This is a genomic window from Streptomyces sp. NPDC008121 (genome assembly GCF_042957155.1).
Classification (GTDB): Bacteria; Actinomycetota; Actinomycetes; order Streptomycetales; family Streptomycetaceae; genus Streptomyces.
This window is the reverse complement of the sequence record NZ_JBIBHT010000008.1, coordinates 98,928-117,289: the sequence shown is the minus strand read 5'-3', so window position 1 is coordinate 117,289 and position 18,362 is coordinate 98,928. Positions and strand designations below refer to the sequence as shown.

17 protein-coding genes and 1 riboswitch are annotated in these 18,362 nt (G+C 72.4%); of the genes, 8 read left to right on the top strand and 9 right to left on the bottom strand.

Going from position 1 to position 18,362, the window contains the following annotated elements:
* Nucleotides 1-57 precede the first annotated feature (57 nt).
* Both murQ and ACFZBD_RS25575 read left to right on the top strand, forming a co-directional pair.
* Nucleotides 58-981, top strand: a complete 924-nt coding sequence (murQ, locus tag ACFZBD_RS25580; protein WP_391143628.1) for an N-acetylmuramic acid 6-phosphate etherase — start codon at nt 58-60, stop codon at nt 979-981.
* Nucleotides 982-1,075: 94 nt separating this feature from the next.
* Nucleotides 1,076-2,659, top strand: coding sequence for a PTS transporter subunit EIIC (locus tag ACFZBD_RS25575; RefSeq protein ID WP_391143626.1), 1,584 nt, complete (start codon nt 1,076-1,078; stop codon nt 2,657-2,659).
* A 21-nt stretch (nt 2,660-2,680) separates the two neighbouring features.
* On the opposite strand, the gene ACFZBD_RS25570 is transcribed toward ACFZBD_RS25575, so the two are convergent.
* Nucleotides 2,681-4,168, bottom strand: a complete 1,488-nt coding sequence (locus tag ACFZBD_RS25570) for an alpha/beta fold hydrolase (protein ID WP_391143623.1) — start codon at nt 4,166-4,168, stop codon at nt 2,681-2,683.
* 152 nt (nt 4,169-4,320) lie between these two features.
* On the opposite strand from ACFZBD_RS25570, the gene ACFZBD_RS25565 reads away from it, so the two are divergent.
* Entirely contained in the window at nt 4,321-4,758 is a 438-nt protein-coding gene (locus tag ACFZBD_RS25565; protein ID WP_391143621.1) for a hypothetical protein, read from the top strand.
* A gap of 243 nt (nt 4,759-5,001) precedes the next feature.
* Here the strand turns inward: ACFZBD_RS25565 and ACFZBD_RS25560 are convergent, their stop codons facing one another.
* The 5 genes from ACFZBD_RS25560 to thrC all read right to left on the bottom strand — a co-directional run bounded on the left by ACFZBD_RS25560 (nt 5,002) and on the right by thrC (nt 9,839).
* Nucleotides 5,002-5,469 (bottom strand): SRPBCC domain-containing protein, encoded by a 468-nt coding sequence (locus ACFZBD_RS25560; protein WP_391143618.1) that lies wholly within the window; start codon nt 5,467-5,469, stop codon nt 5,002-5,004.
* Between the two features lie 220 nt (nt 5,470-5,689).
* Nucleotides 5,690-7,318, bottom strand: coding sequence for a chaperonin GroEL (gene groL, locus ACFZBD_RS25555; protein ID WP_391143616.1), 1,629 nt, complete (start codon nt 7,316-7,318; stop codon nt 5,690-5,692).
* A 325-nt stretch (nt 7,319-7,643) separates the two neighbouring features.
* Entirely contained in the window at nt 7,644-7,847 is a 204-nt protein-coding gene (locus ACFZBD_RS25550; protein ID WP_005315736.1) for a cold-shock protein, read from the bottom strand.
* A gap of 394 nt (nt 7,848-8,241) precedes the next feature.
* Nucleotides 8,242-8,520 (bottom strand): MoaD/ThiS family protein, encoded by a 279-nt coding sequence (locus tag ACFZBD_RS25545; protein WP_361857748.1) that lies wholly within the window; start codon nt 8,518-8,520, stop codon nt 8,242-8,244.
* Nucleotides 8,521-8,549: 29 nt separating this feature from the next.
* Nucleotides 8,550-9,839, bottom strand: a complete 1,290-nt coding sequence (gene thrC / locus ACFZBD_RS25540) for a threonine synthase (protein WP_391143613.1) — start codon at nt 9,837-9,839, stop codon at nt 8,550-8,552.
* Nucleotides 9,840-9,855: 16 nt separating this feature from the next.
* Nucleotides 9,856-10,001, bottom strand: a riboswitch (SAM riboswitch).
* 121 nt (nt 10,002-10,122) lie between these two features.
* On the opposite strand from thrC, the gene ACFZBD_RS25535 reads away from it, so the two are divergent.
* From ACFZBD_RS25535 to ACFZBD_RS25525, 3 genes are all read left to right on the top strand, one after another.
* Entirely contained in the window at nt 10,123-11,076 is a 954-nt protein-coding gene (locus tag ACFZBD_RS25535) for a glucosyl-3-phosphoglycerate synthase (protein WP_391143610.1), read from the top strand.
* Nucleotides 11,077-11,162: 86 nt separating this feature from the next.
* Nucleotides 11,163-11,711, top strand: coding sequence for a hypothetical protein (locus ACFZBD_RS25530; protein WP_391143607.1), 549 nt, complete (start codon nt 11,163-11,165; stop codon nt 11,709-11,711).
* A gap of 57 nt (nt 11,712-11,768) precedes the next feature.
* Nucleotides 11,769-13,145 carry a trehalose-6-phosphate synthase gene (locus ACFZBD_RS25525; RefSeq protein WP_391143605.1) on the top strand — a complete coding sequence of 459 codons (1,377 nt, stop codon included), beginning with the start codon at nt 11,769-11,771 and terminating at the stop codon, nt 13,143-13,145.
* A gap of 133 nt (nt 13,146-13,278) precedes the next feature.
* Here ACFZBD_RS25525 and otsB read toward each other — a convergent pair whose 3' ends face one another.
* The 3 genes from otsB to ACFZBD_RS25510 all read right to left on the bottom strand — a co-directional run bounded on the left by otsB (nt 13,279) and on the right by ACFZBD_RS25510 (nt 15,813).
* Nucleotides 13,279-14,121, bottom strand: a complete 843-nt coding sequence (gene otsB, locus ACFZBD_RS25520) for a trehalose-phosphatase (RefSeq protein ID WP_391143602.1) — start codon at nt 14,119-14,121, stop codon at nt 13,279-13,281.
* A gap of 23 nt (nt 14,122-14,144) precedes the next feature.
* Complete coding sequence (locus tag ACFZBD_RS25515; RefSeq protein WP_391144362.1) at nt 14,145-14,363, bottom strand: DUF3263 domain-containing protein; 219 nt, start codon at nt 14,361-14,363, stop codon at nt 14,145-14,147.
* A 178-nt stretch (nt 14,364-14,541) separates the two neighbouring features.
* Nucleotides 14,542-15,813 (bottom strand): extracellular solute-binding protein, encoded by a 1,272-nt coding sequence (locus ACFZBD_RS25510; protein WP_391143600.1) that lies wholly within the window; start codon nt 15,811-15,813, stop codon nt 14,542-14,544.
* Between the two features lie 239 nt (nt 15,814-16,052).
* On the opposite strand from ACFZBD_RS25510, the gene ACFZBD_RS25505 reads away from it, so the two are divergent.
* Nucleotides 16,053-17,015, top strand: coding sequence for an ROK family protein (locus tag ACFZBD_RS25505; RefSeq protein WP_391143598.1), 963 nt, complete (start codon nt 16,053-16,055; stop codon nt 17,013-17,015).
* The gene (gene nagA, locus ACFZBD_RS25500) at nt 17,015-18,190 is read left to right on the top strand and encodes an N-acetylglucosamine-6-phosphate deacetylase (protein WP_391143595.1); all 1,176 of its coding nucleotides are present in this window, start codon (nt 17,015-17,017) and stop codon (nt 18,188-18,190) included. Before ACFZBD_RS25505 ends, nagA begins: the two co-directional genes overlap by 1 nt.
* The last annotated feature ends 172 nt before the right edge of the window (nt 18,191-18,362 follow it).

Here is an 18,362-nt window from a genome sequence, read left to right as displayed (position 1 = left end):
TCCACACCCCGCACCCGCTGATCGTCAACGACGACGACGCACCGAAAGAGCCCGCACGTGTCCTCTACGTACTCCGAACTGCGCGCCCAACTCGCCACCCTCGCCACCGAGGCGTTCCGCCCCGAGCTGTCGGAGATCGACCGGCTCCCCACCGCCGAGATCGCCGCGCTGATGAACCAGGAGGACCAGACCGTCCCCCTCGCGGTCGCCGCGCAGCTGCCGCGGATCGCCGACGCCATCGACGCCACCGCCGCCCGCATGGCCGACGGCGGCCGGCTGATCTACGCCGGAGCGGGGACCGCGGGCCGGCTGGGCGTCCTCGACGCCAGCGAGTGCCCGCCGACCTTCAACACCGACCCCGCCGAGGTCGTCGGACTGATCGCGGGCGGCCCCTCGGCGATGGTGAAGGCCGTGGAGGGCGCGGAGGACTCCCGCGAGCTGGCCGCCGAGGACCTCGACGCCCTCGGCCTCACCGCCCGCGACACCGTGGTCGGCGTCTCCGCCTCCGGCCGCACCCCCTACGCCATCGGCGCGGTCGCCCACGCCCGCGCGGCCGGCGCGCTGACCATCGGGCTGTCCTGCAACGCCGACAGCGAGCTGGCGGCCGCCGCCGAACACGGCATCGAGGTCGTCACCGGGCCCGAACTCCTCACCGGCTCGACACGGTTGAAGGCCGGCACCGCCCAGAAGCTGGTCCTCAACATGATCTCGACGATCACGATGATCCGGCTCGGCAAGACGTACGGAAACCTCATGGTCGACGTCCGCGCCTCCAACGAGAAGCTGCGGGCCAGGTCGCGGCGGATCGTCGCCCTCGCCACCGGCGCGCCCGACGAGCAGATCGAGACCGCGCTCACCGCCGCGGACGGCGAGGTGAAGACGGCGATCCTGATGATCCTCGCCGACATCGACGCCCCCTCCGCCGCCCGCCGCCTCACGGACTCCGCCGGCCATCTGCGCGCGGCCCTCTCCGCCCGCTGACGCACGCCCCCGCTCCCTCCCCGCTGACGCACGGCCCCTCTCCGCACCGCCCTCCCCTTCCCCTCCCCACTCCCCCCACAGCAAGGCACGGCCCATGAGCACTGACGACAAGAACCGCGCCATCGCCGCCGCGATCCTCCCCCTCGTCGGCGGCGCACGGAACATCGACTCCGTCGCCCACTGCATGACCCGGCTGCGGCTCGGTCTGCGGGACCGCTCCCTCGTCCAGGACCAGGCCCTGCGGGCGCTGCCGTCCGTCCTGGGCGTGGTGGAGGACGACACGTACCAGATCGTCCTCGGGCCCGGCACGGTGGCGCGGGTGACACCCGTGTTCGAGGCGTTGGTCGCCGAGGCGGGCCCGGTCTCCGACGCGCCCGCCCCCGCCACCATGGAGGGCGGAGGCGCCGCCCCGGCCGGCACGGCGGACGGCCTCGCGGCGCAGGGCGCGGCGATCAAGGCGGCGCAGAAGGAGCGCAACGCCACCCCCTTCAAGCTTTTCCTCCGCCGGATCGCGAACATCTTCGTCCCGCTGATCCCCGCCCTCATCGGCTGCGGCATCATCGCCGGCCTCAACGGCCTGCTGGTGAACCTCGGCCTGCTCCCCGCCGTCACACCCGCGCTCGCGGCGATGGCGAGTGGCTTCATGGCGCTGATCGCGGTCTTCGTCGGCTTCAACACGGCGAAGGAGTTCGGCGGTACGCCGATCCTCGGCGGCGCGGTCGCGGCCATCATCGTCTTCCCCGGCGTCGCGAAGATCGACGCGTTCGGCCAAACGCTGTCGCCCGGACAGGGCGGCGTCCTGGGCGCGCTGGGTGCGGCGGTGCTCGCCGTGTACGTCGAGAAATGGTGCCGCCGCTGGGTGCCGGAGGCACTGGACGTGCTGGTCACGCCCACCCTCACGGTCCTCGTCTCCGGCCTCGCCACCCTCTATGGCCTGATGTTCGTGGCCGGGGAGATCTCGACCGCGATCGGCGACTTCGCCGACTGGCTGCTCGCCCACGCGGGCGCCGGGGCCGGGTTCGTCCTCGGCGGGCTCTTCCTCCCGCTGGTGATGCTGGGCCTGCACCAGGCGCTGATCCCGATCCACACCACGCTGATCGAGCAGCAGGGCTACACGGTCCTCCTCCCGATCCTCGCGATGGCGGGCGCGGGCCAGGCGGGCGCGGCGATGGCCGTGTACGTCAAGCTCCCCCGCAACGGCTCCCTGCGCCGCACGATCAAGTCGGCGCTCCCGGCGGGCTTCCTCGGCGTGGGCGAGCCGCTCATCTACGGCGTCTCCCTGCCGCTGGGCCGCCCGTTCGTCACGGCCTGCGTCGGCGGCGCGTTCGGCGGCGGCTTCGTCGGGCTCTTCAACATGCTGGGCGCCGAGGTCGGCTCCACGGCCATCGGCCCCTCCGGCTGGGCCCTCTTCCCGCTCCTCGACGGGGACAAGGGCCTGGGCGAGACGATCGCGATCTACGCGGGCGGGCTGCTGGTCGGCTATGTGGTGGGCTTCGTGGCGACGTACTTCTGGGGCTTCAGCCAGGCGCTCCTGGAGGAGTTCGCCGTGGACACGGACGCCGCCGGAGTGGTCGCCTCCGGCAGCCCGAGGCCGTCGGCCGCGCCCGGACCGTCGGGGCCGTCAGGGTCGTCGGAGCCCTCCGAGCCCTCCGAGCCCTCGGAACCGGCGAAGGTCTGACCCGTACGGCTGCGGCGCCCGTCAGCCCGGCCGGTTCGCGCAGTACGTGTCCCGCGCGGGCCGTTCGCCCGACCTGAGGAACTCCGTCACCGCCCGGTCCCCGCACGCGTTGCCGTTCCCCAGGTACATCCCGTGCCCGCCCTGGTCCACGGTGACCAGCCTGGCCCGTTCGCCGAGGGCCGCCCGCATCCGCAGGCCGGCGGCGTACGGGGTCGACGGGTCGCGCAGGCTCTGGATCATCAGGATGTTCGACGGGCCCCGGTCGGTGATCCGGGCCGGCTTCTCAGCCGGGGCCTTCCAGAAGGAGCAAGGCGTGATGTTCACGGGAAAGCCCGCCGTGAGCGGGTGGCGGGCGCGGTCGGCCGCAACGGCGCGCCGGTGGGCGGGGATCGAGCGCGGCCACGCGACGTCGTTGCACACGACGCCGATCATGATCGCCGCATCCTCCTGGGACAGCGCCTCGGTGAGGTCGGGCGTCGGCGCCGGGGTACGGCCCGGGTCCCGGGCGTCCCGCACCAGCCGGGCGAACCCGGGGAAGGCGGCGTCGGCGTAGAGCGCGGACTGCAGGGCCTGCCGCAGCATCGTGCCGGTCAGCGGCACGCCGGGCTTCGTCGACTCCTTGGGCTCCCGGTCGAGCCGGTCCGCGAGCGCCAGGACCATCGGCCGCACGTCCTCGGCGCGTTCCGCGAGCCGGAGGCCCTGGGCCGCCCGGTCCGGGTGCGACGCCCAGACGGCGAAGTCGGGGAACCGGTCGTCGGCACCCTGCGACATGAACGCGAGCCAGCCCCGGGCCACCCGCCGGGGGTCGGGGTCGCTGCTGCTGTCCAGGACCCAGCGGTCGGTGCGCCCCGGGAACCTCTGCGCGTACACCGCGCCCACGTACGTCCCGTAGGAGACTCCCCAGGCGGAGAGCTTCTCCTCCCCGAGCGCCTGGCGGAAGCGGTCCAGGTCCCTCGCCTGGTTCGCCGTCGTCATGTTCGCGAGGACCTCGCCGCCGACGCGTGCGCAGGCCTCCGCGGTACGCCGGGAACGCGCGACGTTCGCGGCGATCCCCCCGTCGGCGGCCGGCCACGGCCGCAGGTTCACCAGTCGGCGGTCGTCCTCGTCGAGGCCGCAGCTCGCCCTCTCACTGCCGCCCACCCCGCGCGGGTCCATCGCCACCAGGTCGTACGTCCCGCCCAACTCCCCCCGCAGGGCCGCACCCTTCGCCGTCAGCCTGCCCACTCCGGAACTGCCGGGGCCGCCGGGGATCACGACCAGCGTCCCGCGCCGCTCGTCCGGCCGGTCGCTCAGGATCCGGGACACGGCGATCGACGTCCGGCGCCCACCGGGATCGGCGTAGTCCAGCGGCACGGAGAGGGTGGCGCACTCCTGCCCGAGCCCGTCGGGCCCACAGGGCGTCCAGTCGAGCCCACCACCGGGCTGCGCGGCCCGCGCCCCGGTGAGGGAGGCGGCCACGGCGGCGGCGGAGAGGGCGAGCACGAGGGTGTTGCGCGTCCAAGTCGTCATGCGTAGAGCCTGGTTGACGGCGGCTCACCGTCCCATCCGGCAGCCGGGAGGGTGGAGGGTGGGGTTTCCCCCCGTCGGAAGCCGCCGCCGCAGCCGACTGAATTTCCGCCCGCCGAGGCAACGCGCGGCCGCCCGCTCACGTCCCTGAAGGCGTGAACGCCTTCCTCGATCCGGACGAACCCGCCACCGAAGAGCATGTGGCCGAGGGCCCGTTGTGGCGCCACGCCTGCTGGGCGGCGGGCGTCGCCGCCCTGGGGGTGGGCCTGGGGTGGTCGGGCTCCCTGTTCCGGCTCGGTCCGGAGGAGTACGGGCTGCCGCCCGCCGCCCCGGGGCCGGTCTGGGCGTACCTGGGCGTGTGGTTCCTGACGGCGGTGGCCTCGGCGGCCGTGCTGCGCGCCACGGCCGCACGGGTCCCCGTCTACGCCACCGGGCGGATCGTCGTCGGACTGGCCTTCCTGGGTACCCGCGTCTCCCTCGGCTGGCGTCCGGAGGCGGGCGCCCTGACGGCGATGGCCGTAGCGGCCCTGGCGGTCGCGGTCCTGTGGTCGGCGTTCGCGCTCCGGGGCCGGCGGGGCGCCGCGTCGGCGTGATCCGGGAGCCGGGAGCCCGGAGTGGGGAGCCCGGAGCCACGAACCGCGAATCGCCGTGCGGTCACCGGTCAGCCGTCAACCGGAAGCCGTCGCCGGTCCCAGCCGGTCAGCCGTCAGCCGGAAGCCGTCGCGGTCCCAGCCGGTCAGCCGTCAGCCGGAAGCCGTCGCCGGTCCCAGCCGGTCAGCCGTCAGCCGTCAACCGTCGCCGGTCAGTCATCAGTCGGGAGCCGTCGCCGTGCGGCGTCACATCGTGCCGAGGTACTCCGCCAGCCGGTCGTACTCCTCCTTGACCCCCGCCTCCATCCCCGTCGCGAGGGCCTGGTCCCGGATCTCCTTCGACGGCCAGACCGATGTGCTCGTCAGGGCCGTGCCCCCGGTCGGCGTCGCGTCGAAGGCCAGGGTGACGTGCACGGGCGGGCCCGGCATCAGCTCGAAGGTCTCGGTGTAGACGAGCCGCTCGTTCGGGACGATCTCCTCGTACTCCCCCGAGAAGACGATCTCCTGCCCGTCGGGGGACTCCTGTCCCCAGCGCCACGCCCCGCCGACCCGGAGGTCGATGTCGCAGACGGTCGTGGTGAGCGCCGCCACGCCGTACCACCGGCGCACGTGCTCCGGCCGCGTCCAGGCCTCCCAGACCCGTTCGGGCGGGGCCTCGAAGGTCCCGGTGATGACCAGCTCGCGGTCCGTCGGGGTCGTCAACAACGTGATCATGGTCCGCTCCCGCCGTGAGGGGTCCTCTCCCCAGCATCACCCCGAACGCCCGGCCGCGGCACCCCAGGCCGGGCGGCCGCCTCCGGCCCGAACCGCCCCCGCCCCCGTACCCCCCGCCGTACCGCCGCCGTCGTGCCCGAGGACCGCGGCGGCCCGGGAACGCCCGAGGGCGGCACCCCTGCTGGGGTACCGCCCTCGGTGAACAGCCGATCCGGGAGGATCAGAAGTCCATGTCACCGCCCGGCATGCCGCCCGGAGCGGCCGCGGAGGCCTTCTCCGGCTTGTCGGCGATGACGGCCTCGGTGGTCAGGAACAGCGCGGCGATGGAGGCCGCGTTCTGCAGCGCGGAGCGCGTGACCTTCGCCGGGTCGATGATGCCCTCGGCGATGAGGTCGACGTACTCGTTGGTCGCGGCGTTGAGGCCGTGGCCGACGGGCAGGTTGCGGACCTTCTCCGCCACGACGCCACCCTCGAGGCCGGCGTTGATGGCGATCTGCTTCAGCGGGGCCTCGAGGGCCAGCTTCACGATCGCGGCGCCCGTGGCCTCGTCGCCCGTGAGGTCGCCCTCGAGCTTCTCGAAGACCGAGGAGGCCTGGAGCAGGGCCACGCCACCACCGGCGACGATGCCCTCCTCGACGGCCGCCTTCGCGTTGCGAACGGCGTCCTCGATGCGGTGCTTGCGCTCCTTGAGCTCGACCTCGGTCGCGGCACCGGCCTTGATGACGGCCACGCCGCCGGCCAGCTTCGCGAGGCGCTCCTGGAGCTTCTCACGGTCGTAGTCCGAGTCGGAGTTCTCGATCTCGGCGCGGATCTGGTTCACGCGACCGGCGACCTGGTCGCTCTCGCCCGAACCGTCGACGATCGTGGTCTCGTCCTTGGTGATGACGACCTTGCGGGCGCGGCCGAGCAGGTCCAGGCCGGCGTTCTCCAGCTTGAGACCGACCTCCTCGGAGACGACGGTGCCGCCCGTGAGGATGGCGATGTCGTTCAGCATGGCCTTGCGGCGGTCGCCGAAGCCCGGGGCCTTGACGGCGACGGACTTGAAGGTGCCGCGGATCTTGTTGACGACCAGCGTGGACAGGGCCTCGCCCTCGACGTCCTCGGCGATGATCAGCAGCGGCTTGCCCGACTGCATGACCTTCTCCAGGAGCGGGAGCAGGTCCTTCACGGAGGAGATCTTGGAGTTGACGATCAGGATGTACGGGTCGTCCAGGGACGCCTCCATACGCTCCATGTCGGTGGCGAAGTACGCCGAGATGTAGCCCTTGTCGAAGCGCATACCCTCGGTGAGCTCCAGCTCCAGACCGAAGGTCTGGGACTCCTCGACGGTGATGACGCCTTCCTTGCCGACCTTGTCCATCGCCTCGGCGATGAGCTCGCCGATCTGGGTGTCGGCGGCGGAGATGGAGGCCGTGGAAGCGATCTGCTCCTTGGTCTCGACATCCTTCGCCTGCTCGAGCAGGGCGCCGGAGACGGCCTCGACGGCCTTCTCGATGCCGCGCTTGAGGGCCATCGGGTTGGCGCCGGCCGCGACGTTGCGCAGGCCCTCGCGGACGAGCGCCTGGGCGAGGACGGTCGCGGTGGTCGTACCGTCACCGGCGACGTCGTCCGTCTTCTTGGCGACTTCCTTGACCAGCTCGGCGCCGATCTTCTCGTACGGGTCCTCGAGCTCGATCTCCTTGGCGATGGACACACCATCGTTGGTGATCGTGGGGGCGCCCCACTTCTTCTCGAGGACGACGTTCCGGCCCTTGGGGCCAAGGGTGACCTTGACGGCGTCGGCGAGCTGGTTCATCCCGCGCTCGAGACCGCGCCGTGCCTCCTCGTCGAACGCGATGATCTTGGCCATGTGAAGTGGTCCTCCCGGACATGGGGTGGATAACGCTCCAGGACCGCGCCGACGCCCGCGACGGACGGCCTGCGGCTTCGGCGGTTCCTTGCCCCACCTGGCCACGGACCTCGTCTGCCCGATCCTCGTAAGCACTCTCACCTTCAGAGTGCTAACGCCAATGATTAGCACTCGACCCATGCGAGTGCAAGCGCCTCTCGGTGATCGGAACCCGACGGGCGAACGTGTCGGCACACGCACGAGGGGTCCGCATCCCGGTCAGGATGCGGACCCCTCGGCGCGAGAACGCGATGAGTGCGTGCGTGGTGGCCGATTCGCGCCGTGCTCAGACGGCGAGCTTGACCATGTCCGCCTGCGGACCCTTCTGGCCCTGCGAGATCTCGAACTCGACTCGCTGACCTTCTTCAAGGGTGCGGTAACCGTCCATCTGGATCGCGCTGTAGTGGACGAAAACATCCGCACCACCGTCGACCGCGATGAAGCCGTAGCCCTTCTCCGCGTTGAACCACTTGACGGTGCCCTGAGCCATGCCTAACTCCCCTATTACTGGCCCTTGCGCGGGACCGCACTTCGCGGCCCCGGGTCAGACCCTGCGCCGGAACGCGTCGACCGCGGCTGAATGTATCTGCCCAACTGCCCTCTGCAACAGGTCAATCGGACGAGAATTCTGGGCACGCCGGAAAGGAGAATTCAGGAGCATTCACTGATTTACGGGGCAAGTCGGGCCCGTCAAAGTGCGCAGAAGGTACACAACACTCGAACACATTGGCTGCATCTTGTCGGGTGCGGGCGCATTCTCATATGCGTCCGGCACAGGCAGCGGAGGGGGCTTCCCCAACTCTACCCCGCTCAACCATGCAGAATTGCCCCCTCCGCTTCTGGAGCGGAGAGGGCAATTCGGTTACGCGGGGTAATGCGGAGCCTCAGCAGCCGCCGGCGACGGCCGGGATGATGGAGACGCCGGCGCCGTCGGGCGTCGCCGTCTCGAGACCCTGCTCGAAGCGGACGTCGTCGTCGTTGACGTAGACGTTGACGAAGCGGCGCAGCTTGCCCTGGTCGTCCAGGACGCGGGCGGCGATGCCGGTGTGGTTCTTCTCCAGGTCGGCGATGACCTCGGAGAGGGTCGCGCCCTCCGCCGGGACCTCGGCCTGACCGCCCGTGTAGGTACGGAGGATGGTGGGGATGCGGACCTTGACGCTCATGGAGTTGCTGCCTTCCGTGACGGGGGTGGTCAGTGGGCCAGGCCGGCGTCGCGGAACGCGTCCAGGCTGGGGCGGATGGTGGCGGTCGCCTGCGAGGTCTCGGCCACCGCGTCCAGGGTCTTCAGGCCGTCGCCGGTGTTCAGGACGACGGTCGTCAGGCTCGGGTCCAGCAGGCCGGCCTCGACGAGCTTCTTCGTCACGCCGACGGTGACGCCGCCCGCGGTCTCGGCGAAGATGCCCTCGGTCCGGGCGAGGAGCTTGATGGCCTCGACGACCTGCTCGTCGTCGACGTCCTCCACCGCGCCGCCGGTGCGCCGGGCGATGTCCAGGACGTAGGGGCCGTCGGCCGGGTTGCCGATCGCCAGGGACTTGGCGATGGTGTTCGGCTTCTGGGGCCGTACGACGTCGTGGCCGGCCTTGAAGGCCGTCGAGACCGGGGAGCAGCCCTCGGCCTGGGCGCCGAAGATCTTGTACGGCTTGTCCTCGACGAGACCGAGCTTGATCAGCTCCTGCAGACCCTTGTCGATCTTGGTGAGCTGGGAGCCGGAGGCGATCGGGATCACCAGCTGGTCGGGCAGGACCCAGCCGAGCTGCTCGCAGATCTCGTACGCGAGCGTCTTCGAGCCCTCGCCGTAGTACGGGCGCAGGTTGACGTTGACGAAGCCCCAGCCCTCGCCGAGCGGGTCGCCGATGAGCTCGGAGCAGAAGCGGTTGACGTCGTCGTAGTTGCCCTCGATGCCGACGAGCTCGCCGCCGTAGACGGCGGCCATGACGACCTTGCCCTGCTCCAGGTCGTGCGGGATGAACACGCAGGAGCGGAAGCCGGCGCGGGCGGCGGCGGCGCCCACGGCGCCGGCGAGGTTGCCGGTGGAGGAGCAGGAGAGGGTGGTGAAGCCGAAGGCGCGGGCGGCTTCGAGGGCCTGGGCGACGACGCGGTCCTTGAAGGAGTGCGTCGGGTTGCCGGAGTCGTCCTTGACGAAGAGCCTGCCCGGCTCGACGCCCAGCTCGCGGGCGAGGTTGTCGGCCTGGACGAGCTTGGTCCAGCCCGGGTTCAGGTTCGGCTTGTCGGCGACGTCGGCGGGGACCGGCAGCAGCGGGGCGTAGCGCCAGATGTTGGCGGGGCCGGCCTCGATCCGCTTGCGGAGCGCCTCGGGGTCGCCGGTGGGGAGGTCGTACGCGACCTCGAGCGGGCCGAAACAGAGCTCGCAGGCGAAGATCGGACCGAGGGCGAAGACTTCGCCGCATTCGCGACAGGAAAGCCCGGAAGCGGGACCGAGGTCGACCGAGTTCTGGGTGTTCGCGACAGTCTGTACAGCCATGGAGGGAGGCCCTTTCTCCTCATCTTTCCCATGGCGAATTTCGCCATGAGACGGATTTGGCACCTTCCCTAGCCGGGGACCTCGCGCTGGCGAGCGTACTGACCGACTGGAGGGTTGCCGGGGCTTCAACGGGCCGTTTCCCTCTGCCCCTCTGGATGAGCGGTATTCGGTTGTAGAACGCGGGTGGCACCCCGACATGCGTCGGGGATCCGCGTTGTTCAAGACTGTAACCGAAGGCATGGACGCTTGAGATGGTCGTCCGACCCGCGAGATGGAGATCACGTTGCTGGATGAAGTGGAGCGCTGGCTGGCCCGGCGGTCCTGGTCCGTCGCCGAGCGGCCGCTCGACCGGATCCTCGCGGCCAAGCGGGGGACCACCGTCAGCGTCGTGCTGCCCGCGCTCGACGAGGAGGCGACGGTCGGCGCGATCGTGTCCACGATCCGCCGCGAGCTGATGTCGGACGAGGTCCCGCTCGTCGACGAGCTGGTGGTGATCGACTCCGGTTCCGGTGACCGTACGGCCGAGGTCGCGTCGGCGGCCGGGGCCCGGGTCGTGGCGCGGGACGCGATCCTGCCGCGGATACCCGCCGTGCCCGGCAAGGGCGAGGTCCTGTGGCGCTCCCTGATGGTGACCCGCGGTGACGTCGTCTGCTTCGTCGACGCGGACCTGCGGGACTTCTCCGCCGACTTCGTCTCCGGGATCGTCGGCCCCCTCCTCACCGACCCCGGCGTCGACCTCGTCAAGGCGATGTACGACCGCCCGCTGGGCGGCGAGCCCGGCCAGGGCGGCCGGGTGACGGAGCTGGTGGCCCGGCCGCTGCTCAATCTGCACTGGCCGCAGCTGGCCGGTTTCGTCCAGCCCCTGGGCGGCGAGTACGCGGCCCGCCGCTCGCTCCTGGAGCGGCTGCCGTTCCCCGTCGGGTACGGAGTCGAGCTGGGCCTCCTCGTCGACGCGCTGCACACGGTGGGCCTGGACGCGCTCGCCCAGGTCGACGTGGGCGTCCGCAAGCACCGGCACCAGGACGGCCAGGCGCTGGGGCGGATGGCGGCGGCGATCTACCGGACCGCGCAGCTGCGGCTCTCGCGCGGCCACCTGGTGCGGCCCCGGCTGACCCAGTTCGAGCGGGACGAGACGGCGGGCGGCGGGGGCTTCACACCGCGGACGTACGCGGTGGACACCGAGGAGCGGCCTCCGATGCGCGAGATCGCGGAGTACGCGCACCGCCGGGTGGCCTAAGGCGTGTCGGCCGGGGCGTGTCCGGGGCCCTTCCGGCGCGTGGCGCATCCTCGAATGATGATGCTTTTTGCATACATTTCCGTTCTATGAGGTTCACCCATCGCAAGGGAGCGCTGCTCGGGGCCGCGGGGCTCCTCGCCGGCTCGCTGCCGCTCGTGGCGGCCGCCCCGGCCGCCACGGCCGTCCACGGCTCCGGCGCGGCGCCGGAACCGGTCCCGGCGGCCGAGGTGCTGGATCGTGCCGAAACGCCGGGGCGTGCGGAGGTGCCGGATCGGGCCGTAGTGCCGGGACGTGCAGAAGTGCCGGATCGGGCCGAGGCGCTGGTGCGGGCCGAGGCGCAGGTGCGGGCCGAGGCGCTGGTGGGGGCCGAGGCGCAGGTGCGGGAGGCTGCCCGGCCGCCCGGGCTGCCGTCGCCGGAGGCGCGGCGTCCTGTCCCCGTGCCGCACGGCCCCGGCGTCTCGACGGCGCGGGCCGGCGACCACCGCACCGAGCGGCTGTGGCTGCTCGGCGGCCTCGCCCTGGCGCTCACCGCGACGGGTGTGGTGGCGACGGCGGCGCTGCGCGCCGCACGGGCCGTGCACGGCGCTCCCGGCGCGCGGGGCCCGCAGGACTCGCGTGGCCGGCGTGGCGACTGAGCGCCGTCGTTCGTATACGCACGTTTGAGCGTTTACGGGACGGGCTAGGTTCGCCACATGGCTTCTGTGCTGGTGGCTTCCAACCGTGGTCCGGTCTCGTACGCCGTGGCGGAGGACGGCTCTCTCGACGCCCGCCGGGGCGGTGGCGGGCTGGTCTCCGGGCTGAGCGCCGTCTCCTCCGAGGACAGTGTGTGGGTGTGCGCGGCGCTCGGCGACGGCGACCGGCAGGCGGTCCGGCGGGGGGTCTCCGAGCCGGGCGTGCGGATGCTCGACATCGACGCGGACGTGCACGCCGACGCGTACAACGGCATCGCGAACTCGGTGCTGTGGTTCGTCCACCACATGCTGTACCAGACGCCCGTGGAGCCGGTCTTCGACGCGGAGTTCCGCCGCCGCTGGGCGTCGTACGAGACGTACAACCGCGCCTTCGCGGAGGCCCTCGCGGCCGAGGCGGACCCGGGCGCCCTGGTCCTCGTGCAGGACTACCACCTGACGCTCGTCCCGGGCATGCTCCGCGAGGCGCGGCCCGATCTGCGGATCGGACACTTCTCGCACACCCCGTGGGCCCCGCCGGAGTACTTCCGGATGCTGCCCGACGACATCGCCGAGCAGGTGCTGCGCGGCATGCTCGGCGCGGACCGGCTCGGCTTCCTGACCCGGCGCTGGGCGGACGCCTTCGACGCCTGCTGTACGGCCCTGGTGGGCGGCACGGGCGGCACGGAGCTGGGGGTGCACGGCCTCGGCGCCGACGCGGACTTCCTGCGGGAGCGGTCGCGGCGGCCGGACGTGGAGGAGCGGCTGGCCGCGCTGCGGGAGCAGATCGGCGGGCCGGACCGGAAGGCGATCGTCCGGGTGGACCGGACGGAGCTGTCGAAGAACATCGTGCGGGGCCTCCTCGCCTACCGGGCCCTGCTGGAGGAGCGTCCGGAGTGGCGCGGCCGGGTGGTGCACGTGGCCTTCGCCTACCCCTCGCGCCAGGACCTGGTGGTCTACCGCGACTACACGGCGGAGGTGTCGCGGGTCGCGGAGGAGATCAACGCGGAGTACGGCACGGAGGACTGGACCCCGGTCCTGCTGCACGTGAACGACGACTTCGCGCGCTCGCTCGCCGCGTACCGCCTGGCGGACGTGGCGCTGGTCAACCCCATCCGGGACGGCATGAACCTGGTCGCCAAGGAGGTCCCGGTCGTCTCGGACGAGGGCTGCGCGCTGGTCCTGTCGCGGGAGGCGGGGGCGTTCGAGGAGCTGGGCGAGGACGCGGTCACGGTGAACCCGTACGACGTGACGGGCACGGCACGGGCACTGCACGAGGCCCTGACGATGCCGGCCGCCGAGCGCGCCGAGCGCTCCAAGCGCCTGGCGGCCGCGGCGACGGCGCTGCCCCCGCAGCGCTGGTTCCTGGAGCAGCTGGAGGCGCTGCGCGAGGTCCGCTGACCTCCCACAGACCGCCCGGCCGAGCCTGGAGGGCCCCGGCCGGGCCGACCACCCGACCGCGTCACCGCGGCGGTACGCCGAGGGCGCCCCGGATGGTTCCGGGGCGCCCTCGGCGTGCGGGGCGGGGGGCCTGTCAGTCGGTCTCCTGGACCGCCTTCGCCAGGGTGGTCAGGAACTCCACGACCGCCGCCGGGCCCGGGACCGAGAGGTCGGCGCGGTCGGAGAGTTCGGTGACCTCCGTCGAGCCGCTGCAGACCAGGAGGCCCGGGGTGCCGTTCGAGCGGAGCTTCTCCACGGCCGCGTAGGCCGGCAGGTCGCCCAGGTCGTCGCCCGCGTAGAGGACGGACCCGGCGCCCGACTCCCGTACGTACTCGGCCAGCGCCACGCCCTTGTCCATGCCCGGCGGGCGCAGTTCCAGGACCATGCGGCCGGGTTCGAGGACGAGGCCGTGGTGGGTCGCGAGGTCGCCGAGGGGGCCCTTGAGCGCCTCGAAGGCGCCCTGTGGGTCGGTTGCGCGGCGCGTGTGGACGGCGACCGCGCGGCCCTTCTCCTCGATCCAGGTGCCCGGCCAGGCGCCGACCCGGTCCAGGAAGCCGGGGAGTTCGGCGCGGACGGCGGCCACGCCGGGGTGCGGTTCGGCGGCCACGACCGTGCCGCTCACGGCGTCCCAGCGTTCGGCGCCGTAGTGGCCGAGGACGACGAGGCGTTCGAGGCCGGGGACGCCGGCGAAGCCGCCGTACCGTACCGCCACCCCCGCGGGCCGTCCGGTCACCACCACGACGGAGGCGATCCGGGGCGCCAGGGCGGCCAGGGCGGCGACGGCGCCGGGGTGGGCGCGCGCCTGTTCGGGGTCGGGGACGATCTCGGCGAGCGTCCCGTCGAAGTCGAGGGCGACGACGGCGCGCTCGGGCCGCGCGAGGAGCGCGGCCAGGCCGTCGCGGCCGGCGGACGTGGTCGGATGCGGAAGACTGACCATAGGACGACCCTACCGACGGAGCCTCAGCGGCGCTGCTCCTTCTCGGCACGGACCCGGCGCAGCCGGTTGACGGTCACCGGGTCGTGCGCGAGGGCGCGCGGGTCGTCGAGGAGGGCGTTGAGGAGCTGGTAGTAGCGGGTGGGCGAGAGGCCGAGCCGCTCGCGGACGGCCCGCTCCTTGGCGCCGGGGCCGGGCCAGGAGCGCCGCTCGACGGCGAGCACGGCCCGCTCCCGCTCCCCCAGCCCGCCGTCCGTACCGGAGCCGCCCGTACCGTCGGCTTCCGCACCGGAAGCGTCTGTACCGGAGGCGTCCCCGCCGCTCGCACCGCCCGTACCGGAGGCATCCGTACCGGAGGCATCCGTACCGGCGGCGGGCTCGTCCGGCCCCGCCGGCTTCACATCGTTGGTCATACGACCCAACTTATTCCGCGCTCTCGGCCGCCGTCGCGTCCCGTGCGATCTTCCCGAGCACCTCGGACACCTTCGCGTCCGGCTCGACGGCCTTGCCGATGTTCCGCTTGACGTCGTCGCTGACCTGCGCCCAGGAGGTCTTGCCGACCGGCGGCAGCTGCGCGTTCGGCAGCTCCTTCAGGAAGGCGCGCAGGTTCTGGTGCTCCGGCTCCGCCTCCATCGTGGCGTAGGCGCTGACGGTCGGCGGCAGCAGGTCGTTGTCCCCGGCGAACTTCAGCACATTGGGGTCGCTGAAGACGAAGTCCAGGAAGGCGCCGATCTCCTTGCGGTGGCCGTTCTGCTTGAAGCCCATGATCCAGTCGGCGACGCCCATGGCCGACTTGGCCTTGCCGTCGACGCCGGGCAGCGCGACCTTGCCGACCTTCACGCCCCGCTTCTCGGCCTCCTGCATCAGCGAGGGGTGGCCGTTGAGCATGCCGACCTCGCCGCGCGAGAACGCGGCGAAGGCGTCCTTCCGGTTCAGCTTCCCCGGGGCGACGGGCCCGGTGAGGCCCTTGGCGACGAGGTTCTTCCTCAGCCACTCGAAGGTCGCCACGTTCGCGTCGGAGTCGATCTTGTAGCGGTCGGTGGCGTCGGTGTATCCGTCGCCGCCGCTGAGCAGCCACATCATCGTCTCGGCCTGCGCCTCCTCCGGGCCGAGCGGCAGGGCGAAGGGGTACGGGACGCCGTCGTCCTCCAGCTTCCCGGCGGCGGCGGCGAGCTCGGCCCAGGTCGTCGGGGCCTTGGTGACGCCCGCCTTGTCGAAGAGCTCCTCGTTGAAGAAGAGCAGCCGGGTGGAGGCGGCGAACGGCAGCCCGTACTGCGTGCCCTTCCGCTCGCCCGCCTCGGTCAGCGGGGCGAGGAAGTTGGCCTGGACGGGTATGGAGAGGAGTTCGTCGGCGGAGTACAGCTCGTCGGCGGCGGCGTAGTCGGCGTAGGCGCCGATCTGGGCGATGTCGGGGGCCTGGTCGGCCTTGACCATCTCGGCGACCTTCCGGTCGACGTCGTTCCACGACTCGATCCGGACGTCGATCTTCACACCGGGGTGCTCGGACTCGTAGGCCGAGGCGAGGCCGTCCCAGTACTTCTTGGTGGTGTCACCACCGGTGAGGTCGTAGTCGGCGGCGACCACCGTGAGGGTGACGTCGCCGGCTTCCGCGCCGGTGAGGCCGCAGCCCGAGACCGCGACGGTCAGGCCCAGCGCGGCGATGGTCGCGGTCAGTCCAAGGAGTCGCCGCTGCACAGCGTTGTCCCACCCTCTGCTCGTCGTCGAGCTGTGATTTTCACAGGGAAGAAAGCATAAGGTCTACACCACTTGGGTATCGCTTCGGCATCGTCGGGGCCAGGCCTCCCGGACCCGCGAGCACGGCGGGGGTCCGGCGCACCACGGCCGACCGCCCCGCCCGATCATTTGTATGCCCACGCAACAATCCCGCTCAGTGGACTAGACCTTTCTGTGGTTCACGCGCGACACTGTCCCCCGTGAGACACGTCATCGCCCTGGATGTGGGCGGCACCGGCATGAAGGCCGCCCTCGTCGGGGCGGACGGCACCCTGCTCCACGAGGCCAGGCGCGCCACCGGACGCGAGCGCGGCCCCGAGGCGATCGTCGAGACGATCCTCGGGTTCGCCGCCGAGCTGCGGGACCTCGGTCGCGAGCGGTACGGAGAGGCCGCCTCGGCCGCGGGAGTCGCCGTCCCCGGCATCGTCGACGCCGACCGCGGCATCGCCGTCTACGCCGCCAACCTCGGCTGGCGGGACGTCCCGATGCGCGCCTTGCTCAGCGAGCGCCTCGACGGCATCCCCGTCGCCCTCGGCCACGACGTCCGCACCGGCGGCCTCGCCGAGGGCCGCATCGGGGCGGGCAACGGAGCCGACCGCTTCCTCTTCGTGCCCCTCGGCACCGGCATCGCCGGCGCCATCGGCATCGGCGACGCGATCGAGGCCGGCGCCCACGGCTACGCCGGCGAGATCGGCCACATCGTCGTCCGCCCCGGCGGCACCGACTGCGGGTGCGGCCAGCGCGGCTGCCTGGAGCGGTACGCCTCCGCCTCCGCCGTCTCCCTCGCCTGGGCCGAGGCCTCCGGCGACCCCGACGCGGACGCCGCCGACTGCGCGAAGGCCGTCGAGTCCGGCGACCCGAAGGCCGTACGGGTGTGGCAGGAGGCGGTCGACGCGCTCGCCGACGGCCTGGTCACCGCACTCACCCTGCTGGACCCCCGCACGCTCATCATCGGTGGCGGTCTGGCCGAGGCCGGGGAAACCTTGTTCACACCCCTCAGGGCCGCGGTGGAGGAACGGGTCACCTTCCAGAAACTGCCCGCCATCGTCCCGGCGGCCCTCGGGGACACCGCCGGATGCCTGGGCGCGGGCCTCCTCGCCTGGGACCTGCTCTCCCACGACACCCGCACCGACAACGAGTCCGACTCGGAGGTATCCGCCTGATGGCCGATCGCACAGTTCTCGCCGGCGCGCGCGTCGTGCTGCCGACCGGAATCGTCGAGAACGGACGCGTGGTCGTCGAGGGCCGCCGCCTCGCGGCGGTGGGTGCCCCCGGGGGCGCCTCCCAGGACGCGGGCCCCGGCGAGGCCCCCGCGGTCGACCTCTCCGGCCACTGGATCGTCCCGGGCTTCGTCGACATGCACAACCACGGCGGCGGCGGCGCCTCCTTCACCGCGGGCACGGTCGAGGACGTCCTCAGGGGCGTCCACACCCACCGCCTGCACGGCGCGACCACCGTCGTCGCGTCCTTCGTCACCGGCGACATGGACTTCCTCGCCCGCCGCGCGGGCCTCCTCTCCGAACTGGCCGAACAGGGCGAGATCGCCGGTCTCCACTTCGAGGGCCCGTTCATCTCCCCGTGCCGCAAGGGCGCCCACGACGAGACGCTGCTGCGCTATCCCGACCCGGCCGAGGTCCGCAAGCTGATCGACGCGGGGCGCGGCCAGGCCAAGATGGTCACGCTCGCCACGGAACTCCCCGGCGGCCTCGACTCCGTACGCCTGCTCGCGGAGCACGGTGTGATCGCCGCCATCGGCCACACGGACGCCACGTACGAGCAGACCGTCGAGGCGATCGACGCGGGCGCCACCGTCGCGACGCACCTCTACAACGCGATGCCGGCCCTCGGCCACCGCGCGCCGGGGCCGATCGCCGCGCTCCTGGAGGACGAGCGGATCACGGTCGAGCTGATCAACGACGGGACGCACCTGCACCCGGCCGCCCTGGAGTTGGCGTTCCGTCACGCGGGCCGGGACCGGGTCGCGTTCATCACGGACGCGATGGACGCGGCCGGCTTCGGGGACGGCCGCTACATGCTCGGCACGCTGGAGGTCGAGGTGAAGGACAGCGTGGCCCGGCTGGTCGAGGGCGACTCCATCGCCGGTTCGACCCTCACCCTGGACCGCGCGTTCAAGCGGGCGGTGACCGTCGACCGGCTGCCGGTCGAGTCCGTCGTCCGCGCCGTCTCCGTCAACCCGGCCCGGCTGCTCGGCGTCGACGACAGGGTCGGCTCCCTGGAGACCGGCAAGGACGCGGACCTCGTCGTCCTGGACGGGGAGTTCGAGCTCGTGGGCGTGATGCGCAAAGGCGCCTGGGTGGTGGAGCCGAAGCCGGCGTAGGACCGGCGACTCCGCCGCCGCCGCCCTGCTGTCGGGTCCGGTCGACGGCCTCTCCTGGCAGGAACGGAGAAGTGGGCCCGGCGGCGGGGGCCGGGGGGGCGGCCGGGGGGGGGGCGGCCGCCCGGCGGGCGGGGGGCGCCCCCCCCCACCGGGTGGGTGAGAATAAAACCCC

Excerpts from the sequence above, each read along its gene's own strand:
- ACFZBD_RS25560 (WP_391143618.1), bottom strand. The coding sequence starts at position 5,469 with ATGATCACGTTGTTGACGACCCCGACGGACCGCGAGCTGGTCATCACC.
- ACFZBD_RS25550 (WP_005315736.1), bottom strand. The coding sequence starts at position 7,847 with ATGGCTCAGGGCACCGTCAAGTGGTTCAACGCGGAGAAGGGCTACGGC.
- thrC (WP_391143613.1), bottom strand. The coding sequence starts at position 9,839 with ATGGCTGTACAGACTGTCGCGAACACCCAGAACTCGGTCGACCTCGGT.
- ACFZBD_RS25545 (WP_361857748.1), bottom strand. The coding sequence starts at position 8,520 with ATGAGCGTCAAGGTCCGCATCCCCACCATCCTCCGTACCTACACGGGC.
- ACFZBD_RS25525 (WP_391143605.1), top strand. The coding sequence starts at position 11,769 with ATGGCTTCTGTGCTGGTGGCTTCCAACCGTGGTCCGGTCTCGTACGCC.
- ACFZBD_RS25570 (WP_391143623.1), bottom strand. The coding sequence starts at position 4,168 with ATGACGACTTGGACGCGCAACACCCTCGTGCTCGCCCTCTCCGCCGCC.
- otsB (WP_391143602.1), bottom strand. The coding sequence starts at position 14,121 with ATGGTCAGTCTTCCGCATCCGACCACGTCCGCCGGCCGCGACGGCCTG.
- nagA (WP_391143595.1), top strand. The coding sequence starts at position 17,015 with ATGGCCGATCGCACAGTTCTCGCCGGCGCGCGCGTCGTGCTGCCGACC.
- ACFZBD_RS25575 (WP_391143626.1), top strand. The coding sequence starts at position 1,076 with ATGAGCACTGACGACAAGAACCGCGCCATCGCCGCCGCGATCCTCCCC.
- ACFZBD_RS25530 (WP_391143607.1), top strand. The coding sequence starts at position 11,163 with ATGAGGTTCACCCATCGCAAGGGAGCGCTGCTCGGGGCCGCGGGGCTC.
- groL (WP_391143616.1), bottom strand. The coding sequence starts at position 7,318 with ATGGCCAAGATCATCGCGTTCGACGAGGAGGCACGGCGCGGTCTCGAG.